The 17458-nt window shown below is 59.2% G+C and carries 19 protein-coding genes; 8 read left to right on the forward strand and 11 right to left on the reverse strand.

Going from position 1 to position 17458, the window contains the following annotated elements; genetic code table 11:
- Positions 1-733 precede the first annotated feature (733 nt).
- Positions 734-2068, reverse strand: coding sequence for an RES family NAD+ phosphorylase (locus tag QZ648_RS12320; protein ID WP_291997219.1), 1335 nt, complete (start codon positions 2066-2068; stop codon positions 734-736).
- Between the two features lie 1234 nt (positions 2069-3302).
- Here QZ648_RS12320 and QZ648_RS12325 point away from each other — a divergent pair.
- Complete coding sequence (locus QZ648_RS12325) at positions 3303-4082, forward strand: toll/interleukin-1 receptor domain-containing protein (protein ID WP_291997220.1); 780 nt, start codon at positions 3303-3305, stop codon at positions 4080-4082.
- A 125-nt stretch (positions 4083-4207) separates the two neighbouring features.
- Here QZ648_RS12325 and dut read toward each other — a convergent pair whose 3' ends face one another.
- From dut to QZ648_RS12370, 9 genes are all read right to left on the reverse strand, one after another.
- Positions 4208-4648 (reverse strand): dUTP diphosphatase, encoded by a 441-nt coding sequence (gene dut / locus QZ648_RS12330; protein ID WP_291997221.1) that lies wholly within the window; start codon positions 4646-4648, stop codon positions 4208-4210.
- Complete coding sequence (locus QZ648_RS12335; RefSeq protein ID WP_291997222.1) at positions 4645-5334, reverse strand: hypothetical protein; 690 nt, start codon at positions 5332-5334, stop codon at positions 4645-4647. The genes dut and QZ648_RS12335 overlap by 4 nt, the downstream gene beginning before the upstream one ends.
- A gap of 524 nt (positions 5335-5858) precedes the next feature.
- Positions 5859-6203, reverse strand: coding sequence for a hypothetical protein (locus tag QZ648_RS12340; RefSeq protein ID WP_291997223.1), 345 nt, complete (start codon positions 6201-6203; stop codon positions 5859-5861).
- Between the two features lie 311 nt (positions 6204-6514).
- Positions 6515-6961 (reverse strand): nuclear transport factor 2 family protein, encoded by a 447-nt coding sequence (locus QZ648_RS12345; protein ID WP_291997224.1) that lies wholly within the window; start codon positions 6959-6961, stop codon positions 6515-6517.
- Between the two features lie 507 nt (positions 6962-7468).
- Entirely contained in the window at positions 7469-7984 is a 516-nt protein-coding gene (locus QZ648_RS12350; protein ID WP_291997225.1) for a chlororespiratory reduction 6 domain-containing protein, read from the reverse strand.
- Positions 7981-8661, reverse strand: coding sequence for an SOS response-associated peptidase (locus tag QZ648_RS12355; RefSeq protein ID WP_291997226.1), 681 nt, complete (start codon positions 8659-8661; stop codon positions 7981-7983). Before QZ648_RS12355 ends, QZ648_RS12350 begins: the two co-directional genes overlap by 4 nt.
- A 1-nt stretch (position 8662) precedes the next feature.
- On the reverse strand, positions 8663-8944 hold the full coding sequence (locus QZ648_RS12360; protein ID WP_291997227.1) for a DUF6794 domain-containing protein: 282 nt from the start codon (positions 8942-8944) through the stop codon (positions 8663-8665).
- Positions 8941-9459, reverse strand: a complete 519-nt coding sequence (locus QZ648_RS12365) for a thermonuclease family protein (protein ID WP_291997228.1) — start codon at positions 9457-9459, stop codon at positions 8941-8943. Before QZ648_RS12365 ends, QZ648_RS12360 begins: the two co-directional genes overlap by 4 nt.
- Positions 9460-9589: 130 nt before the next feature.
- Positions 9590-10006: a hypothetical protein gene (locus QZ648_RS12370; RefSeq protein ID WP_291997229.1), complete on the reverse strand. Its 417-nt coding sequence runs from the start codon at positions 10004-10006 to the stop codon at positions 9590-9592.
- Between the two features lie 551 nt (positions 10007-10557).
- On the opposite strand from QZ648_RS12370, the gene QZ648_RS12375 reads away from it, so the two are divergent.
- Positions 10558-11511: an IS1595 family transposase gene (locus QZ648_RS12375; protein ID WP_291997230.1), complete on the forward strand. Its 954-nt coding sequence runs from the start codon at positions 10558-10560 to the stop codon at positions 11509-11511.
- A 121-nt stretch (positions 11512-11632) separates the two neighbouring features.
- Here the strand turns inward: QZ648_RS12375 and QZ648_RS12380 are convergent, their stop codons facing one another.
- Positions 11633-12103, reverse strand: coding sequence for a heavy metal-binding domain-containing protein (locus QZ648_RS12380; protein ID WP_291997231.1), 471 nt, complete (start codon positions 12101-12103; stop codon positions 11633-11635).
- A 186-nt stretch (positions 12104-12289) separates the two neighbouring features.
- Between QZ648_RS12380 and QZ648_RS12385 the strand changes: the two genes are divergently transcribed.
- From QZ648_RS12385 to trbC, 6 genes are all read left to right on the forward strand, one after another.
- Complete coding sequence (locus QZ648_RS12385) at positions 12290-12772, forward strand: S26 family signal peptidase (RefSeq protein WP_291997232.1); 483 nt, start codon at positions 12290-12292, stop codon at positions 12770-12772.
- A gap of 64 nt (positions 12773-12836) precedes the next feature.
- Positions 12837-13115: a hypothetical protein gene (locus QZ648_RS12390; protein ID WP_291997020.1), complete on the forward strand. Its 279-nt coding sequence runs from the start codon at positions 12837-12839 to the stop codon at positions 13113-13115.
- Between the two features lie 27 nt (positions 13116-13142).
- Positions 13143-15182 carry a MobH family relaxase gene (mobH, locus tag QZ648_RS12395; protein WP_291997019.1) on the forward strand — a complete coding sequence of 680 codons (2040 nt, stop codon included), beginning with the start codon at positions 13143-13145 and terminating at the stop codon, positions 15180-15182.
- A gap of 108 nt (positions 15183-15290) precedes the next feature.
- Entirely contained in the window at positions 15291-15920 is a 630-nt protein-coding gene (gene traW / locus QZ648_RS12400) for a type-F conjugative transfer system protein TraW (protein WP_169068227.1), read from the forward strand.
- On the forward strand, positions 15904-16917 hold the full coding sequence (gene traU, locus QZ648_RS12405) for a conjugal transfer pilus assembly protein TraU (protein ID WP_291997018.1): 1014 nt from the start codon (positions 15904-15906) through the stop codon (positions 16915-16917). Before traW ends, traU begins: the two co-directional genes overlap by 17 nt.
- A gap of 4 nt (positions 16918-16921) precedes the next feature.
- Positions 16922-17458 (forward strand): type-F conjugative transfer system pilin assembly protein TrbC (trbC, locus tag QZ648_RS12410; RefSeq protein ID WP_291997233.1); only part of this gene is annotated, 537 nt, incomplete at its 3' end.

A 17458-nucleotide genomic window follows, 5' to 3' on the forward strand; every position in this document is an offset into this window, starting at 1 on the left:
AATGGGCGCACGCTTGCCACGGATCCTTCTGTTCGCCGTCGGTGAGCAAATTCTGCAGCGGCAAGCAAAGCGCCAAGATAAGTCTGCGGACGAGCAGGTCGTTGTGGGTGGATTTGCGAGGTGACCGGAAAGTCGAAGCGGGGTTGCGGTTCGAAGAAAGGGCGCTTTTGTGCGTGGCAACGCTCGCGTGGCCGAACGCGTTTCGGACGTGCACCCGTTGCGAGCGGCGCGGCTCACAGGGGCTCGGCATAATCATTAAACGGCTACTCGCCAACGCCATTCTGCTCTCTCTGGTCCGACACAAGTAGGTGGCCGAGTGCGCGCCTGCATTTGATGGCGCAGGTTGGGTCGGGCTCCTTAGCTGACCGCGCGGCCTAGCGATGGGTAGATGAGCACTGTCTGGAGAGGCCTGAGGGAGGCCTCATTTGGTGGCTTTCCGCGATGAGCAGACGGTCGCGGTTTTTTTTTTTGAAAGCCGACGACGTTAGCCTGGAGCGCTCAGCCGTAAGCGGTCAATCGGCTGGGCCTGTGACTTTCTTCGCCTGACCGGCCGCTATGCGCCGGTAAGCAGCCGGTGGGCGCAGAATGGCGTCCGTCGGCAGTCGGCCAGAAGCCGACAGTCGCAGAGCATTCCCAGAGCGGACAGTCAGCCTGCCGACGACCTCGCCGAGGAAGGCGACGAACTGCTCGCTGGTGTGTCGCGGTGTGGTCATGCCCAGCGCCTCGCCGGCGCCTAGTCCCAGTCGTCATCGTCGAAGTAAGCGTCATTGTCATGGACAAAAAAATACTTTTCGTCGACGGAGAAGTGAAGCTCATGGTGCGAGTACTCAATTGATCGGGTGACGTAGAGCTTCGCACTGCTCGTCACGTACTCAATGGGAAAGAGTAGTACCGGCTTTGGCTCGCCAACCGGCAGTGGGGGGGTGAACAGCGTCAACTTGTCCGCGTTGTCCTCGATAGTGTCAATCACCTGCTCAAGGCCATCAAGGCCGAACAAGACCATGTTCGCGCCTCCTTGACGCTGCACCGACTGGAAGATCACGCCATCAAAGGTTGGCCGATGCACGTGCGCCAGATACTCGGTCAGCGTCTGCGTGATGAGGTATTCGTCCTCATGCCCTGGCGCCACGGGGCGGCTGATAAGTGCATGCAGTCGACGCAAAAACGCCAAACGCTCCCGTTGCTCCGCGTACTTCGAATCGAAGTAACTGAGTTCGGCAAGCCTCGCAGCTTCGAGCCGCCTGAAGTCGAGAACGCGTAGCACCCGAGTCGTCCGAAATTCACCAACTAGCACTCGTCCCCCAAGTGCCGGGCGCATCTCGGCAAGGCAGCTATCCGAGTCAAGAGCTCCGTAGAAGACGGCGATTCCGGCCGCGTTCATGCGGCCTGCTGGCGCGTTCTCAGGTAGCGGCGCCCCCAATTCCCGCGACGGTGCTTCGACGAACGCCCGCAGCTCAGAGTCCGAACGAACTACGCGAGCGCGAAAAACCTCCGTTCCCACCGGCAACTGGTTCACCACAGGCAGCCACTGATCGGTGTCCTTGTCGGAGAACTTCAAGTCGGCGACACCTTCGAGTAGCTGATCGAAAAGCTCCCTCGCACCATCGCTGAAAAAACGTCGCCGATGCGCCAGTTCGTCTCGAAGGTAGTGCCATTTGGCCATCCAGGCATGCGGCGTTGCCTTGCGCGACACGTAGAGCTGAGTGTCGTCGTAGAAGGCCTCCTCGCCGTCACCTGGCCGGTAGTCTTCGGCGTCCATGAGCGCGCTGACGAGCGCGTCCGGATCGTCAACATCCTGGCCTAGCACGATTTGGACTATGTCCAGTAGCGAGTCACCCTCCTGCTCCCAGCCCTCTTTGTCGTCGTCGTAGAATTTTCGGACAGTCGGACCGAGCTGGAAGTGCTCACACACGACCGGCTCCAATTCCTCGCCAAGCCGCTCATAGGAGAAGGCGTTGTTGTTCTTTTCAGCGCAGGATTCGCAGAGCAGCGGTTTACCTTCGTTCTCGACTGTCGCGCGTAGTACCTCGTCCTCGATGCACTTAAAGCAGATAGCGTGTTCGGTCATGTGTGAGGCCATTCTTCCTTTCGGCACAGTATGCCTGCCCACTGCTAGGCCGCGCCGCCTTTTGTGCCGCGGCCAGTCTCCAGATCGCTTAGATTCGGTGCAAATCAAGTGGCCTCTAGCGATGTCAGTACGCACCCCGCAGTCACGAGCTACTGCCGACACCATCAGCACGGGGACATGTCTCCGGTGGACCTCGCCGAGCTTGCCAACCGCAGCGTAGCCAAAAGGCGGCACGCACGGCGTCCGGTCTTTCTTCTTGTCTTCGTGATAAAAGCCGATGGCATGTATGCGGGAAAAAGTAAAGACCTAACCGTTCGCAGTAACAGCAGTAAGTCTAGCGGGTTGAAGTCCCGTCTGGGGAGTTGTCCGTACGCCCCGGTAGCATGAGGAAGCGGCGTCGTGGTGACACGGGGTCGTGAGTTTCCAAACAGCAAGAGAGCAGGCCGTAATGAAAATGAACCCATGAGTAGCCTCGTAAATTATGTGGAGAAGCCGACCCTGTGGTTGGAAGGGGAAGGCCGTTGGATGGGCGCTGGAATAACGGAAGTGGCGTCAATCGACTCCCGGGGTAGCAGGGATGGCATGTTCTCGAAGACTTATTGCCCAGTGCTGGAGACCTGTTTGCGGGGGTGGGGAGACCACCGACCGCTGCGTATAAGGCAACGAAAGCGCAGCGGCTGCAGGCAGGAGTCGGAGGGGTTCATAGTACCGATCGAGATCGCGGGACAACATAACCCCGGTCGAGGGAAGGGACCCTACTTTGTTCGTGCAACCGAAGAGCGGAGGATCGAGGGATTGCCATGTTGCTAACCACCCCACATACGATCAGGACGCTACAGAGGAAGCTTTATGCCAAGGCCAAGCCCAACACCGCCCATGTTGCGTGCTCAGAGTTTGAGCGCGCAGGCGCGACCGCCTCAGTCGCGTCAGCAAACATGAAACGGCGTCATGCGCATGCCTGGGCGTGAAGAACATCGGAAAGCCGTGTGCGGGAAAACTGCATGCACGGTTTGATGAGGGAGGGCAGGCGAAAACCTGTCCTCTACTCTACCCGCTTTCTGTGCAAGCTCCACCGAGCTCTATTCGTTTTGTATAAAATGGCGGAAGGTCAAAACCAACCGCGACATCGGTCAGCCGACCGCAACCGGCAAGGCCCCACCTAGCAATCCGGTTTTTCTGTCCAAACAAACGGGGCCACCTTTCTATGACACACCCTCACCCGACTTCTGCACCAGTGAACATTTTCCTTAGCTACACCCGCAAGAAGGACCAATTCCTGAGCGTGTCTTCGTTTCGTGAGCGACTCGAAGTTGAGGTCGAAATGCGCTCGCCGGGCTCGCGTGTATTTCAGGACAAACAGCACCTGCTAGAAGGCTTTCACTTTCCCGAAGTGATCTTCGCCGAGCTAATGCGCGCAGACGTTCTTCTGGCCCTTGTGTCACCCGCTTGGCTGCGAAGCGAATGGTGCAGGCGAGAGTTTTCCGTCTTCACCGCAGATGCGGCCGACAGCACAAGGCTTCACCGAATTCTTCCAGTTCTATGGGTCGATACACCGGAGATGAATTCCAACTCGTCTGATATTGTGGCAAGAACGCTCGCGAACATTAACTACGCCGACTGGCGCGAGCTTCGCTACGAAAGTTGGGAGAATCCGATGAATCAACGCCAGGTCGGAAAGCTGGCCGAGGCCGCTATCGCCCTACTTAGTTCTGCGCCCTTGGCGACAGTTCGTCAAACGACAGAGAAAACTCTACAACACGGTGCGCGCACTGACCGACTATCAGCGAGCAAAGAGGCGATTCTACTTGCACTCAACGCATCTGTTGACGGCCTAGCAGAGGATGACCTCGTTCAATCATCGAATGTTAGTCAAACGCGTGCTAGCGCCTATCTCCGGGAACTTCAAGCCGAAGGATATTTGAGAATGCGTTACACTGTACGACCGCGGGCTAATGAATGGGTCCTGTGCCCGCTAGGTAAAGTTTACCTCGTCCGTCACAACCTTTTGGTCTAGCAGAGCGTTTATCCGGAGGCAAGCTACGCTGCGCTTCTTTTGCGCCGCACGGCTTCGGTGTTAAACATCCGCTTTCGCTCTGGGTCGCTGCGGTGCAGATCGTGACTGTGCACCATGTTGTGACGCTATTCGTGATGTTTCGTACCAGTAGATCCAAAGCCACCAGCCCCTCGTTCCGAGTCTGATAGATCCTCAACCTCTTCCACCTCCACGGTAAGTACAGGTTTAATAACAAGTTGGGCGATTCGCATACCGACTTCGACTTGATAGGGGAGTTTGCCGTGGTTGATCAGAATTACTCCAAGCTCACCTCGATAACCTTGGTCGATCGTGCCCGGCGTATTGAGCACCGTAATCCCGTGTTTTAGCGCGAGCCCGCTGCGAGGTCTGATTTGGGCCTCCGTTCCGACGGGCAATTCGATCGCGATACCGGTGGGAACAAGCCGTACCTCGCTCGGGGCAATCTCTACAGTGTCAGCCGAAGAAATGTCCAAGCCAGCGTCACCCGGAAAGCTGTATTCGGGAAGTGTTGCGGCTGGGGAAAGCCGCTTGATCTTCAGTATCATCGCAAATATCTCCGCTCAACGAATTGTGAGATCGCTACGCCGCCGGCGACACTTGCCACGAAACCTGGAGTGTTTCCAAATACGAGGTACCCACCGATGCCGGCGATAGCGACGATCGCTGGCGGCAGAAAATCCTTACGATTTCGGATCTTCTGCGCTTTCAGAGATCTGTCCTGAAAGGTGTCAAGAAAGATGTCGAGCCGGCCTGGTTGCTTATCGCAGTCCCGAGTCGATGGAGAAACGTTTTTAATAAACACGATCGTACAGAATGTATCGCCGTAACCTAGCTCGACCGCTTCGATTGCGTGATTATGAATTGCGATAAGGAGATTACCGCGCCAGTCGGGATCCACCGTTGTTGATACGTGGGATAACCCTTTAGAGACTTGCGAAACCTTTGATTCAATTAGCCCGGTAATGCTCTTGTCTTTTGGCATCCGAACAAATTCGAGTGTTGATATTAACGCGGTCGTCCCAGGCTGAAGCGTGATCGTCTCGCCCTGTTTCAGGTCCTTGCGCTTCCGCCCCATATCGGACACTGTGTACGTTTTCCCAACTCGGAGATCGTACCCAACCGGCGTCAGGCATTTCTCCTCGAACGGCGAGAGGACCAGCTTGTCTCCAGCTTGCTCTTGCAGGTTGTCACTGAGGATCGGCTCAAGATCCGTGTCAGTTAACAGCGACATATTTCTTCTCCTATTCAGAAGGCTTGCGTCGCGCTCTTACTGAGTCCATGGGGCACCAAAAACCCCGCAAGTCGGCACATCGCAATCTAAGGCGATAGCCTACACTCATATTGTTTCAGTTGCTGCTCTGGGCAGAGATTTCTTCAGCGTCCCTTGCTGGTCGGCAGCCCGGCCGACGCCATCCTGCACCTGCTGGCCGCTCCCGCTTCGAGGCCGCCACTCAGGTGCCGAAATGGACTTTGCCAGACGAGCGGTAGCTTCCGTCGCGCGGATTGGTAGGGCGAATGGCCGCTTTTAAAAAGCGCGACCGGCCGCTCAGGGTCGATTGCTGCCAGTGGCCTGAAGAATCTGAACGACTGCTCTCAGTCAGATCCGGGCTTTGGCGCTCGGCCTCAGCAGTAACTGGTCTGGCTGGCCGCTTGTGGTTTGGGAGCGGCCACTGAGCTTTCGTGGTTTGGTGACGGCAATCGACCCAAAGCAGAAGTTCGGCGAAATACAAAGCAGACCTTCGCGGTGCTGCGAAATTACCGGGTCCGGGCGCCTTTTACGAACTCAAGTGAAGCCCGAAATAATTCGAGATCCTGCTCGTAGTCTGCTGCGTCGGCCCTATCGATTTGAATCCACTCCCTCGAACTTGCCATCCCGCCGGGTTGGAATGGAACGACGTTGCTTCTCGAGAATTGCAACTCGGACGCAGTAGAGGCCGGCACACGTAGCCCTACGCCATTTCCACTTATACAGGCGAACATCTTGTCGTTGACGAAGAAGGCGTCAAGGTCGCTAATTTTTCTTGCGCTGACGCCGGGAAGTTTAAGAAGAAGGGTATCGATTTGCGTCTTGCGGCTTGTTTTTTGGATACGGGTGTTCAAAGGGGCTCCATCGAGTGTGTCATGCCAAAGACGATTCAGTCTTATAGTGAAATACGCCGGAGAAATTGAGACTGCAAAAACCCAATGCCAAGGTGTGAAATTATTGCCCGAGTCCAGTCGAATTCTTCTGTGTCGCAGCCTAACGGCTGCTTTCTAAGATCGTCAATGCGAACTCCCGACCTATTGCGGTCAGTCGCTGAGCCGCGTAGCCGACGTTCACGACAACGCAATCTACAGGCTCAACGTTGAAGCTGTGCGCTGCAAACGAAGCGCAGCGTAGTTTGCATCCGAACGAGCGCCTTGTTAGGAACTTACGGCTCACCAACTATTAGAACTGGCGCTCCTTTTTCAAAGTCAATTGGCATGGAAGTATGTTCATGCACAACGCACCACCCGCCATCTAGTTTTTGAAAACAAACAGTAGTGCGACACCAAGGCTGCTTATCTGGATTGGCTATATTGCTGCCGCTTACCTTTGAATAAAAATGCATAAAGGCAAGATCATTTCCTGCATATAATTTAACTTTTCTTCTACTTACTTTCGGGGATTCACCAAAATATGGAAAGCATGAGTTCCATAGGTCTTTATATTTTTCAATTCCCACAACTTGCGCGCCTATATCAAATATTTCAACATTCTCTATATAGTCTTTCGCGAGTGAACTGGAATCGCATTTCGATACTGCTTTATCCCATTGTGAAGTTAGGTCAATAATTTGCTCGGCAGATTCTCTGCTTCCAATAATTTCAATGTCCATTTTCTGATCCTGATGTTTTTAATGTTGTGCCTAACTTTGTTTTATGGCGACAGTTTTGCTGCGTAACACCGGGGGCTGCTCACAAAATCGATGTCGCTCGGAACGCTGGAAGCCCTAGCGCAGCAAGCTCTGCGTCCGATGTATGCTGATTCTATAGATGATAAACGAATCGTGAAAGGCGGCACTTCGCAAACTAGGTCGATAGCATGCACCCAGGCCGCTTCAATGGCTGCTTTCAGCGGACTTCTCCACCGTCTCTTCCTGGCCGGTTGCCGACCGACGCTATTCTGCGCCCACCGGCTGCTTAGCACCGCGTAGCGGCCGGTCAGGCGAGAAAGTCACGTGCGTAGCCGAATGACCGCTTTCGGCTGATCGCTGCAGGTCAACGTTGGCGTTTGAGAAAAGTCGCGACCGTTTCTTCCTGGCCGACAGCTGACCTCCGTCGGCCCCTTGACGGCGCTCCTACCAAAAGTAAGCGCTCAAGCTCAAGCATGACGAAACGCGCAGCTATCGGTAGTCCTCACCCTCAATCCCTTCTACCGCGGCGTTGTGGATTAGTCTGATCACGCCTTCGGCGATCTGCCCACAGAGCTCTTCGGGCAGGTTCAGTTCCTGACTCAGTCGATTCATGGCGCCGAAGTGGCGCGTCAGCGCATGATCCATCTGGTCGAGATCGATGGATGCCACTCCGGGGATCACCTCGATCGTGTCGCACAGGCAGCTTTCCAGCATCTGGATTGAGTCGTCGGCCTGGGAGAGGAAGAAGAACCAGTAGGGCCACTCGTGGTCGAGACGCTTCAAGTACGCTCGCACCTCTGGAATCTCAAAAAGCTCGCGCGGGTCGTCGTTGTAACCATCGAATACCAGACTGACGCGACCGCAAAACTCAAGGGCAACCTTTCGGTCAGCCGTCATCTCGCGCAGAGACGCCAACGGCTCATTGACGTCGCAGGTTTCTACCTGCCGGCGCGAGAACATCAAGACGACGGGTTCTGAAATGGCAGGTCGCAAACGCTGGTTCATACACGTTCCACGAACGTTGAGGAATCGTTGCGGGACGAATTGACCGCCCGGGTCACTGGGTAGGCGATCATATCGCCACATTCGGCAGGGCGAAGCATCGCCCGCAGCGTTTCTATATCGGTGTTGCCCGGGTCCAGCCATTCGTCGTAATCGTCGGCGGACAAGATCGCGGGCATCCGGTCGTGGATGGGCATCATCAAGGAATTGGCGGCGGTCGTAATGATGCAGCACGAGTGGATTTCCTCCCCGTTGGGCGATACCCATCGTTCGGTCAGCCCGGCAAACCCGAACAGCTCGCCTTCATCCTGCGGACGGATGTAGTACAGCTGCTTTACTGTGCGACCCGTTTCCTGAACGGACTTCCACTCGTAGAAACCGTTGGCAGGCACAAGGCATCTGCCGCGACGAAAGGCGGTGCGGAAAGCGGGTTTCTCCGCGACGGTCTCGCCACGGGCGTTGATGAGTTTCGCGCCGATGGTGGCGTCCTTGGCCCAGACCGGAACCAGTCCCCATCGGTAGAGGCTGGCAACTCTCACACTTTGCGATCCCGAATGAACCACCAGCGCCTTCGTCGTCGGTGCAATGTTGTAGTGCGGCGCGAAGTCGAACTGGTGATCAAGGTCGAACTGCTCCCGAATGCGGGAGGTCGGACCGTAGAGGGCATACCGACCGCACATCTCAATGGACCTTCGGAACGTCTTCGCGCAGACGACGCCAAAGTGCTTCTATGATCACCAGGGACGCATCATCGGCATTTGGCGTGCCCGTTGATTCCAGCAGCCGTCCGTTTCCCGAATGGAGACCAAGGTTGTTGCGAATCCACGTCCCCAAACCGAAGTGCAAGCCGATGAGATCGGGTTCCGACAGGGAAGTAATGCGTGCTTTGTCGTCGTCCGGCAGGGTGGCGATCACTACGCCGACCGCTTCGTCAATCGTCGCTGGCCACTGCTTTTGAGTCATCGGCGTTGGGCCTTCCGCCAATCCCACGGCGGGATCGGTGAAGCGTCCGCCCAAAGCCCGGCGCGCTTGGCGCGTGCCTCGTGTTCCGCAAATTCATACCGCCCCGCGTCCTCGGCCGACTGATCCTTCGCGTACTTCTCGTACCACCACGCGAGCCCCATCGTGACCTGCGCAAGGCCTGCGTCCAGCGTCTTTGGGCAGGTCGGGCAGTCGGAAGGTTGCACCATCACCTTGCCCACGATACGGCGGTACCGGTCGCGCTTTTGCCAGTGGACATCGACCTCTTTGCCGAACACGAGCGCCGACATGTTTTGCTTGGACCGCTGCCCGTATGGCTGGGCCTTTTCGGGGGAATCGACCCCCCCGATCCTGATCTTGTGCTGCTGATGGTCAGCGTCGAGAACGGTGACGGTATCGCCATCGGCCACGCCCACCACCGTGCCAACCAACGTTTCCGCGCGGGTAGCGATGCTTGCCAGCAACAGAAACGCAAATACCAAATGTCCGGCCTGCATTGTTCTCTCTTCTCCTTCCTCACCGTCGCCTCTGCAACAACCGGGTCATTGAGCTTTCATTCATGACACGCGCTGCGCGAGGCACTTTTCCCGTCGTGGCTTGCTCGCCGGACCGCAAGAGCTCGAACACTCAGTGCTCAAGCGCCAGGTCCACCAAGGCGCGCTCCTCGTTCTCCGTGGGTTTCCATTTGTACTCAGCGCGATACTGCTTCTCCGCCAGATACGGCCCAAAGTCGACGACCCGTTCGGCGGTGCCTGTCATCCCGAAGCCGAACATCTCCCCGGCCAGCATCATCTTGCGCGATTGAAGGTCTGAGTCGACCCGCCCCTCCGGGTCTAGCGGAAGCACCATGTAGTCGATGCGAACCACCTCTACGGGCTTGCGATCGGCAAGCTGCACATAGACCATCGCACAGCGGAGCCGTTGGCCCGCATACTCGGGCATTGCTTCATTCAAGTCGCGATCGACGAGGCGCTCGAAGCGACGCTGGGACACGCGGATGATCCGATCACCGTCTAAAAACATGATCCGAACGCCGATGCTCATACCGAATTCCCCTGATCCTTTGAGCGTTCAACTTTGCCGCCGCCTGCCCAAAGGGCAGTGACCCTTGGAGCTCCGACGTCCGTTGGGAAGAAAACGCCGCTCGTTGGTGCTGCATTAGCCCAACAGTTCGGCGGACCTCCATGATCGGAGAGCCGACGATCACCCGTTGACTGCCAGTAGCGTCACGGCAAATGAACGTGGCACTTCCCGTCTGGTCGCCCATCGTCGATCCGATGATGAACCGCCAGAGCGAAATCTCGCGACAAGCGCCACTCGAATATTGACGGTCTTTACGTCGTTTGTCATCACGACAGCTTCGGGCGCGCGGGCCGGTTTAGTGAGCTGCGGTTCGAGAAGGCCGCAACACTGGTCGTCGCCGACCAAACATCCGTGCGCGCCGCAATCGCAAGGCGACGATCGCCTTCGCTCCGGCCGAGCACCGCTTGCTTCACCGCACTTGATTAGCAATGAACTTCAGCTACGCGTGTTCCCAGAGCCCGGAGTTAGGATATACTGTACGTACGTACAGCCAATACCCCGAGGAGCTCACCATGCCGATGAATCGAATTCAGTTCCAGCCAGGCCTGTCGATGCCTGAATTTTTTGGACGATATGGGTCCGAGTCCCAGTGCGAAGCGGCGCTTGAGTCCGCTCGCTGGCCCGAGGGCTTCCGCTGCCCTTGCTGTGGTACGTCGGCGCATTGTGTTCTGCGCGGTGCGAACCGCAAGATGTTTCAGTGCAATGCCTGCCGTCATCAAACCTCGCTGATTGCCGGCACGATCTTCCAGGGCACCAAACTTGGGCTGACGCTCTGGTTTCTTGCCATCTACCTGATCAGCCAGGCCAAGACCGGGTTGTCGGCACTCGCGCTCAAACGCCAGCTGGGGGTGAGTTATCGAACGGCGTGGCTCATTGACCACAAGCTGATGCACGCCATGGGCGCGCGCGAAGAGCGCTACGTTCTCGAAGGTCAGGTCCAGGTCGATGATGCCTACCTCGGCGGCGAGCGTAGCGGCGGCAAGGCCGGTCGCGGCTCCGAGAACAAAGTCCCTTTCGTGGCTGCCGTCTCGCTCAGCGATGAGGGCCATCCTTTGCGCGTCAAGCTCTCGCCGGTGCCCGGTTTCACCCTCAAGGCGATTGCGGCGTGGGCCAGCACCAACCTGGCCGTGGGCAGCATCGTATGTTCCGATGGGCTGGCCTGTTTCAGCGCGGTCACCGAGGCCGGCTGTGTGCATCAACCCACCGTCGTCGCGGGGCGAAAGCCGAAAGACTTGCCCGAGTTCCAATGGATCAACACCGTCCTCGGTAACCTCAAGACCAGCTTGAGTGGCAGCTACCATGCATTCAACTTTCGAAAGTATGCCGCTCGGTACTTGGCCGCATTCACCTACCGCTTCAACCGCCGGTTCGATCTCAGGACGCTGCATCAGCGCTTGCTTGTCGCCGCAGCTCGCTGTGGTCCGCAACCCGAGGGCACGATTCGGATGGCTGAGGTTCATGGCTAATCAGGTCACCGCATGCCTTGCCCGAGGACACGCTCGCGTCTTCCAGACGGCCAGTCCGGCGATCAATCAATCTGCCTTGGCGTCGTGCCGCGTGTCGTTGCCAGAAGCCGCAGCACCCTGTTCACGCCGCCGCTTCAGCGCTCGGCACTTTCTGGTTCACGACGACGGCCGTTCCCTGGTAGGTGACTCTCGACACTCGCCATTGCGATCCAGCCTGGTCATAGTGGGCATTGCTCTTGCGAAGTCCCACAATGGCATTGGCCCCCATGGCAATCCCCTGGCGTGCCAGGTCCAACAACGCTTGTTTCTCCGCCAGCCGGTACTCCCAGTCCGATGCCGCTTCGGCTTCGGACAGTGCCTCCACGTAGCCGATCGTTCTGACCGTCCGCTCGCCAGGAACGGCGTTCGTGGTGACCAGCAAGATCTCGTTTCTGATGACCTTGAACTCGCGCTCCAGTTGGTCGAGCTGGCGTTTCGTGTTGGTTTTCGATCGCCGATTCCAGCGGAACATGGCGATGATGACCAGCAGCAGCGCCAATAGCGGCAAAGTGCTGAAGATGGCGCTTGGTGGTGTTGCAGCAGCGATAGTCATGGCGGCCTCCAATTCGTTAGTGACCGATCCAGATTCTCACAGGTCCGTAAAAATGCAAGCGTCTGCCTGCATAACGCTAACACCGTCCCAAGCCTGCACGAATTCCCGATTTACCTGCCGCTCAAAAGCGTCACGGCAGGGCGCATTTCAAAATCCTGACGCTGGCGGCGCCGATACAGTGTCGGCATGTCCATCCGCCTTTTCGATCTCCTGGGACGCTGGTTTCCACTGCTGCTTTGGGTCATCGCCGCCCATTTGGCGTTTGGTCGCGCCTATCTGCTCGCCTGGAACATCACTGAAAGCCTTCCTGGCACGCTCTTCCTGGTCGAGAAAAACGTGATGCCAGCGCGCGGGGAGCTGATGGCCTTCCGGTGGGAGGACAACTGGCCCTATCCGCGCGGGAGCCTGTTCCTCAAACGTTTGATCGGCTTACCCGGCTCTCTGGTCACCGCGACAGGGCGAGCCTTCTTTGTCGATGGCGAGCCGGTCGGTCGTGCCAAGGAGCACGCCACAACCGGCGAACCGCTTGAGATCGGACCGGTCGGCACCCTTCCCGACGGGCGCTACTACGTTGCCGGTTCGCATTCCGACAGCCTCGATTCGCGCTACCGGCTGACCGGCTGGGTGGCTCGGCAGCAGATCGTCGGGAAAGCGCATCGGGTCTTCTGACGTGCGACGCACCGGGCCTTGGGGAATCCTCCGCGACTCCGCCGTATGCGAGATCGCCCAACGCTTGAAGCGTCTGTGGATCGCCGTTCTCCATCAGGCGATCGTGGATGCGAAGGGCAACGCGCGATCGGTCGAGAAGTCGGCCAGCAGCGTCGCAGGACCGCAGCGGGACGCCCTGATCTGGATTTTTCACGACAGGTCCAGGGCAGGTAATTCGTTTTACGCGATCTGCGACCTTCTCGATCTCGACCCCGATCAGGCGCGCCAGCGTCTTCGCCGAGTACCTGCGATTCGTCGCGGCTTACAGCGAACCGGCCTGGATACGGGCCAAGGGGAGGGCTGACCGATGCTCGGCTTTTTCAGGAAAGCGATGCAGCCGGATAAACAAGGCCCACAACCGGGCGCAGGCCTTCCCTCGACCCGTCCAACGGAGCTGGCCAGGGAAGACGACGAGATTCCCCGCTACCCGCCGTTCATGAAGGGTCTGCCGGCAACCCACCCGGACAAACTCATCGAGACGCAACGGGAGTTGATCGGCCAAATCCGTGAAGCCGGACTCGCGTCGCCAGAGATCTTCGAGCAGTTCTATCGGCAGTCGCTTCGTCGCTTTGCCTCCTATGCCCACCTCCTGCCAGCCAGCCAGACGCATCATCATCGCGGCGCCGGCGGACTCCTGCGTCACGCGGCCGAAGTCGCCCTGTGGTCGCTCCAGTCCGGCGATCGCGTGCTGCTGCCCGGCGAGCAGGCGCCGCGACGTCGACGCGAGCTCCAGCCGCGGTGGCATCTGGCCGTATTCCTCGCCGCCCTCTGTCACGACGTCGGCAAGCCGGTCACCGACCTGGTGGTCACCAGTCGTGATGGCGCGCAGGTCTGGAACCCCTTCGTCGAAGACCTCTACAGCTGGGCCGGCCGTCATCAGGTCGATCGCTACTTCCTGCACTGGCGCGAGAATCGTGGCAAGAAGCACCAGGCGATTTCCGCCTTGATTGCCGAACGCATCATCAGTCCGCAGGGGCTGGCCTGGATCGCCGCGGGCGATACCGAGTTGGTGCTCTGGATGATGGAGACGATCAACGGCTCGCCCAGCGCCGAGAACCCGATTCACGATCTCGTCATTCGCGCCGATCAGGCTAGCGTCGAGCGCGACCTGCGCAGTCTTGGCGTCGCGTTCACCGGCTACGAGATCGGCCTGCCGGTCGAACGGTTTCTGGTGGACATCATGCGTCGGCTGGTCCGGGAGGGAACCTGGGGCGTCAATCAACCGGGTTCACGACTCTGGCACATCGACGGGCATCTCTACCTGGTCTGGCCGGCGGCCGGTGAGGAAATCGCCGCCCTCATTCATCAGGAGAAGATTCCGGGCTTGCCGAGAACGCCGAACAGCCTTCTCGATATGCTTGTGGAACGGCAGTTGGCGAGTGTCCGCGAGGATAGTCTCGACGGCCATCGTTACTGGGTGATCGCCCCCGCGGTGCTGGCCGAGAAGATCCCGAACATCCGACTGACGGCGATCAGGCTTCGTGAGGTGGCACTGCTCATCGAGCCCGCACCACCCTCCGTGCCGGGCAGGCTTCTCGACCAGGACGAAACCGTAACCGAGCCGGCCGACCTACCGGCGCTGAAGTTGTCTCCCGCGCTGAAACCACGCGCTTCACCTGAACAGGGTCGGTTGCCAGAGACGCCTGCCCAGCGCGAGCCCCCGCCTAACCCGCCAGCGGCACCCACCGATCAGCTCAATGGTGCTGTTGGTGAAGCGCTGCAGGCGCTTGCCCGGGACATTCAGACGGGCAAGAAGCCTGCCGAGACCCTGATCCACATCGACCCCTCCGGTGTGCTTTGTCTCAGGTGGCCGGATGCACTCAGCGGCTGTGGTCTGGACAGCAAGGCGATTCTCGACGAGTTGTCGCACCGAAACTGGCTGGCGCTTGATCCTTTGGCACCGTTTCGCAAGGTAACCGAGATCGCGGTCGAGCACGGCCAGCCGTGGAAAGTGATTCGCCTCCAGCCAGCGGTCAAGCAGCTCATGGCCGTCGGAAACCTACAGCCCAAACCCGCAACCGGAGCGCCTCCAGCTACCCAACCCGTTCAGGAAGCAAGGCCGAGCCAGGGCAAGACCGAGAGCCCCGGTGAAGACGAGCGGCTGAACCTGATCCGATGCGTCGTCACCACCTTGCGCGAAGGTGTGAGCGCAGGCGCCCTGACATCAGAGCGCGAGGGGAACTTCACGTGGATTCCCTCCCGCCAAGCCGAACCCCTGCTGGTCGAGCGACTCCAGTTGGCCAGGATGCAGATTCTTCGCCTGGGGAGCGTCGTCCCGGACGTGTTTCTGTGCCAGACGCGAAATCGGGCGCATTGCTACCGAATCCCGGTCCCGCCCGCTGTCGACGGTAGCCAGAAGCGGAGCGCGTAGCGCCGCTGACACGCCGGCAACGGTCGCTGGATGCACCGAGGCGAAATGCGCCCGGGAAAGCCGCATTTCGAAATCCACAGCCGCAGGCGCCAGACCAGAATCGACCCCATGTCGACTCGCGCCCCACTGCCGTTCTTCGCCCTGCTGATCGCGGCCTCACTGCCCATCGTACACGCGGAGGATCTCGGCGTCGTCGGGCCGACCTACGACATTGCCGAGCCGGATCTTCTGGAAGCCATCGAATCACGCCTCAAACACATGGAGAAGACCGGCGAACTCGCCAGGAAGCAGAATGAGCACCGCGATCGCGTCGTCGCGGCCGTCGAGAAACCAGCACCCGTCGCCGGGCTCACGGCCACCGTTACCCGGCGCAGCTTTTTCATCGACCCGACGTGGATTCTCGACCGCGACATCCGCAACGCCGAAGGCGTGATCCTGTTCGCGCGCGGACTGAGAGTGAATCCGCTCGACCACGTTTCCCTTCGCGAACGGCTCGTATTTTTTGACGGGCGCGACCGCCGACAAGTCGCCTTTGCACGACAGGTGTTGGCGAGCCCCGAAGGTGGCGCCAAACCCATCCTGGTTGCCGGTAAGCCTCTGGGGTTGATGCGCTCGTGGAAACGCCGCGTCTTCTACGACCAGGGCGGCAGCCTGAGCCGCCGCCTCGGCATTCGTCAGGTGCCGGCGGTGGTCAGTCAGGATGGCAAGAGGCTAAGGGTCGATGAAGTTCGTCCGTAAGTGCGTCCTACTGTTGTTCTTGGCGGTGGCGATCGGGCGCATCGGACCAGCCTTGGCGACGCCAACCTGTACCGGCCGCTTCGCCAATCCGATCACCGATATCTGTTGGCGCTGCATGCTGCCGATTCGCTTCGGCGGCCTCGATCTGCTGTCGATGGGGCAGGAAGACACGCCGAATCCCGGCGGTTCACCGCTTTGTGCATGCCCCTCCCAATTGCGCGTGGGTTTCAAGGTGAGCTTTTGGGAGCCAGTGAGGCGAGTCGATGTGGTGCGTCGCCCGTTTTGTCTGACCAGTCTCGGCGGACTCGAACTTGATCCTGGGTTCGATGCGCCCCGTGGTTCGCGTTTCAGCCAGGACAGTACCTCGACCTCGTCTTTCTATCAGGTGCATTGGTACGTCGATCCCGTCATCTTCTGGCTGGAAGCGATCTTCGACAACGCATGTCTGGAGCAGGGCGGCTTCGATGTCGCCTATCTCACCGAACTGGACCCGATGTGGCACGACGACGAGCTGACCTTCATTCTCAATCCCGAGGTCGCGCTGTTCGGCAATCTCGCCGCGCGCGCCGCCTGCGCCGCCGCCTGCGCAGCGGCCACCGCCGGCTTTCCGCTCAACACCCTGTTCTGGTGTGCCGGCTGCCAGGGCAGTCTCTATCCACTCAATGGCAACGTGCAGGCCCATATCGGTGGCGTCCAGGCGTCCAGCCTGGAAATGACCCGCCTGATCGCCAAGATGCACCGGGAAGGGCTGATGTGGGCGGCCTCCGGCGAGGACGGACTGTGTGGCTACTACCCGCAGCCGATCATGGACAAGACCGGCTACAAGTATCACATGCTCTATCCGATTCCCCAGACAGCACAGATTGCCGGGAAATGCTGCCAGCCGCTGGGGCGATCGACGATCCTGTGGGGCGCCGGGCGCGAGTTTCCCTTCGAGGGCGAGGACTTTGCGTACATGGTCTTCCGCAAACGCAACTGTTGCCAGGGCGCGTTTTGAGGCCATGAGCAAGCGGTCGTGGGTTTTGCTGTTGGCACGTTGCATTGGCGTCGGTGCCTTGGGCGGGGCGGTGACGGTCGCCCAAGCTCAGGTCGTGGAACCTGCGGACACCGAGCTGCGGGCTGCACGCGAGCGCATGGGTTCTGCCCTGGATGCCGTCGAGGCGCCGAAGGGCACGGGCCGCCCGGTGGTTCCCGATCCGACCAAGCTGCCGCAGCCGGCGACCACAGGCCCCGACATTGCCCGGATCGCAGAGACCTACCGCCAGACCACGCCAGGCTCGGTACCGGGCAAGGACGTCCCGGAGTTGATGGTCTTCATCTCTTTTTCGTTGCCGAAGGAAACCCTGCAGCGAATCATCACCCAGGCGGAGAAATCCGGCGCCGTGCTGGTCCTGCGCGGACTCAAGGGGAACTCTCTCACCCGCATGGGTGAGGAAATCGCTGAGCTGGTGGGCGCTCGAAACGTGACGGCGATCATTCATCCACCGGCCTTCAAACAGTTCAAGGTGCGGCAGGCGCCCGCACTGGTGCTGGCACGG

Origin of the sequence: Candidatus Accumulibacter sp. ACC012 (assembly GCF_907163155.1) — a bacterium.
In the GTDB taxonomy this organism is placed as follows: Bacteria; Pseudomonadota; Gammaproteobacteria; order Burkholderiales; family Rhodocyclaceae; genus Accumulibacter; species Accumulibacter delftensis.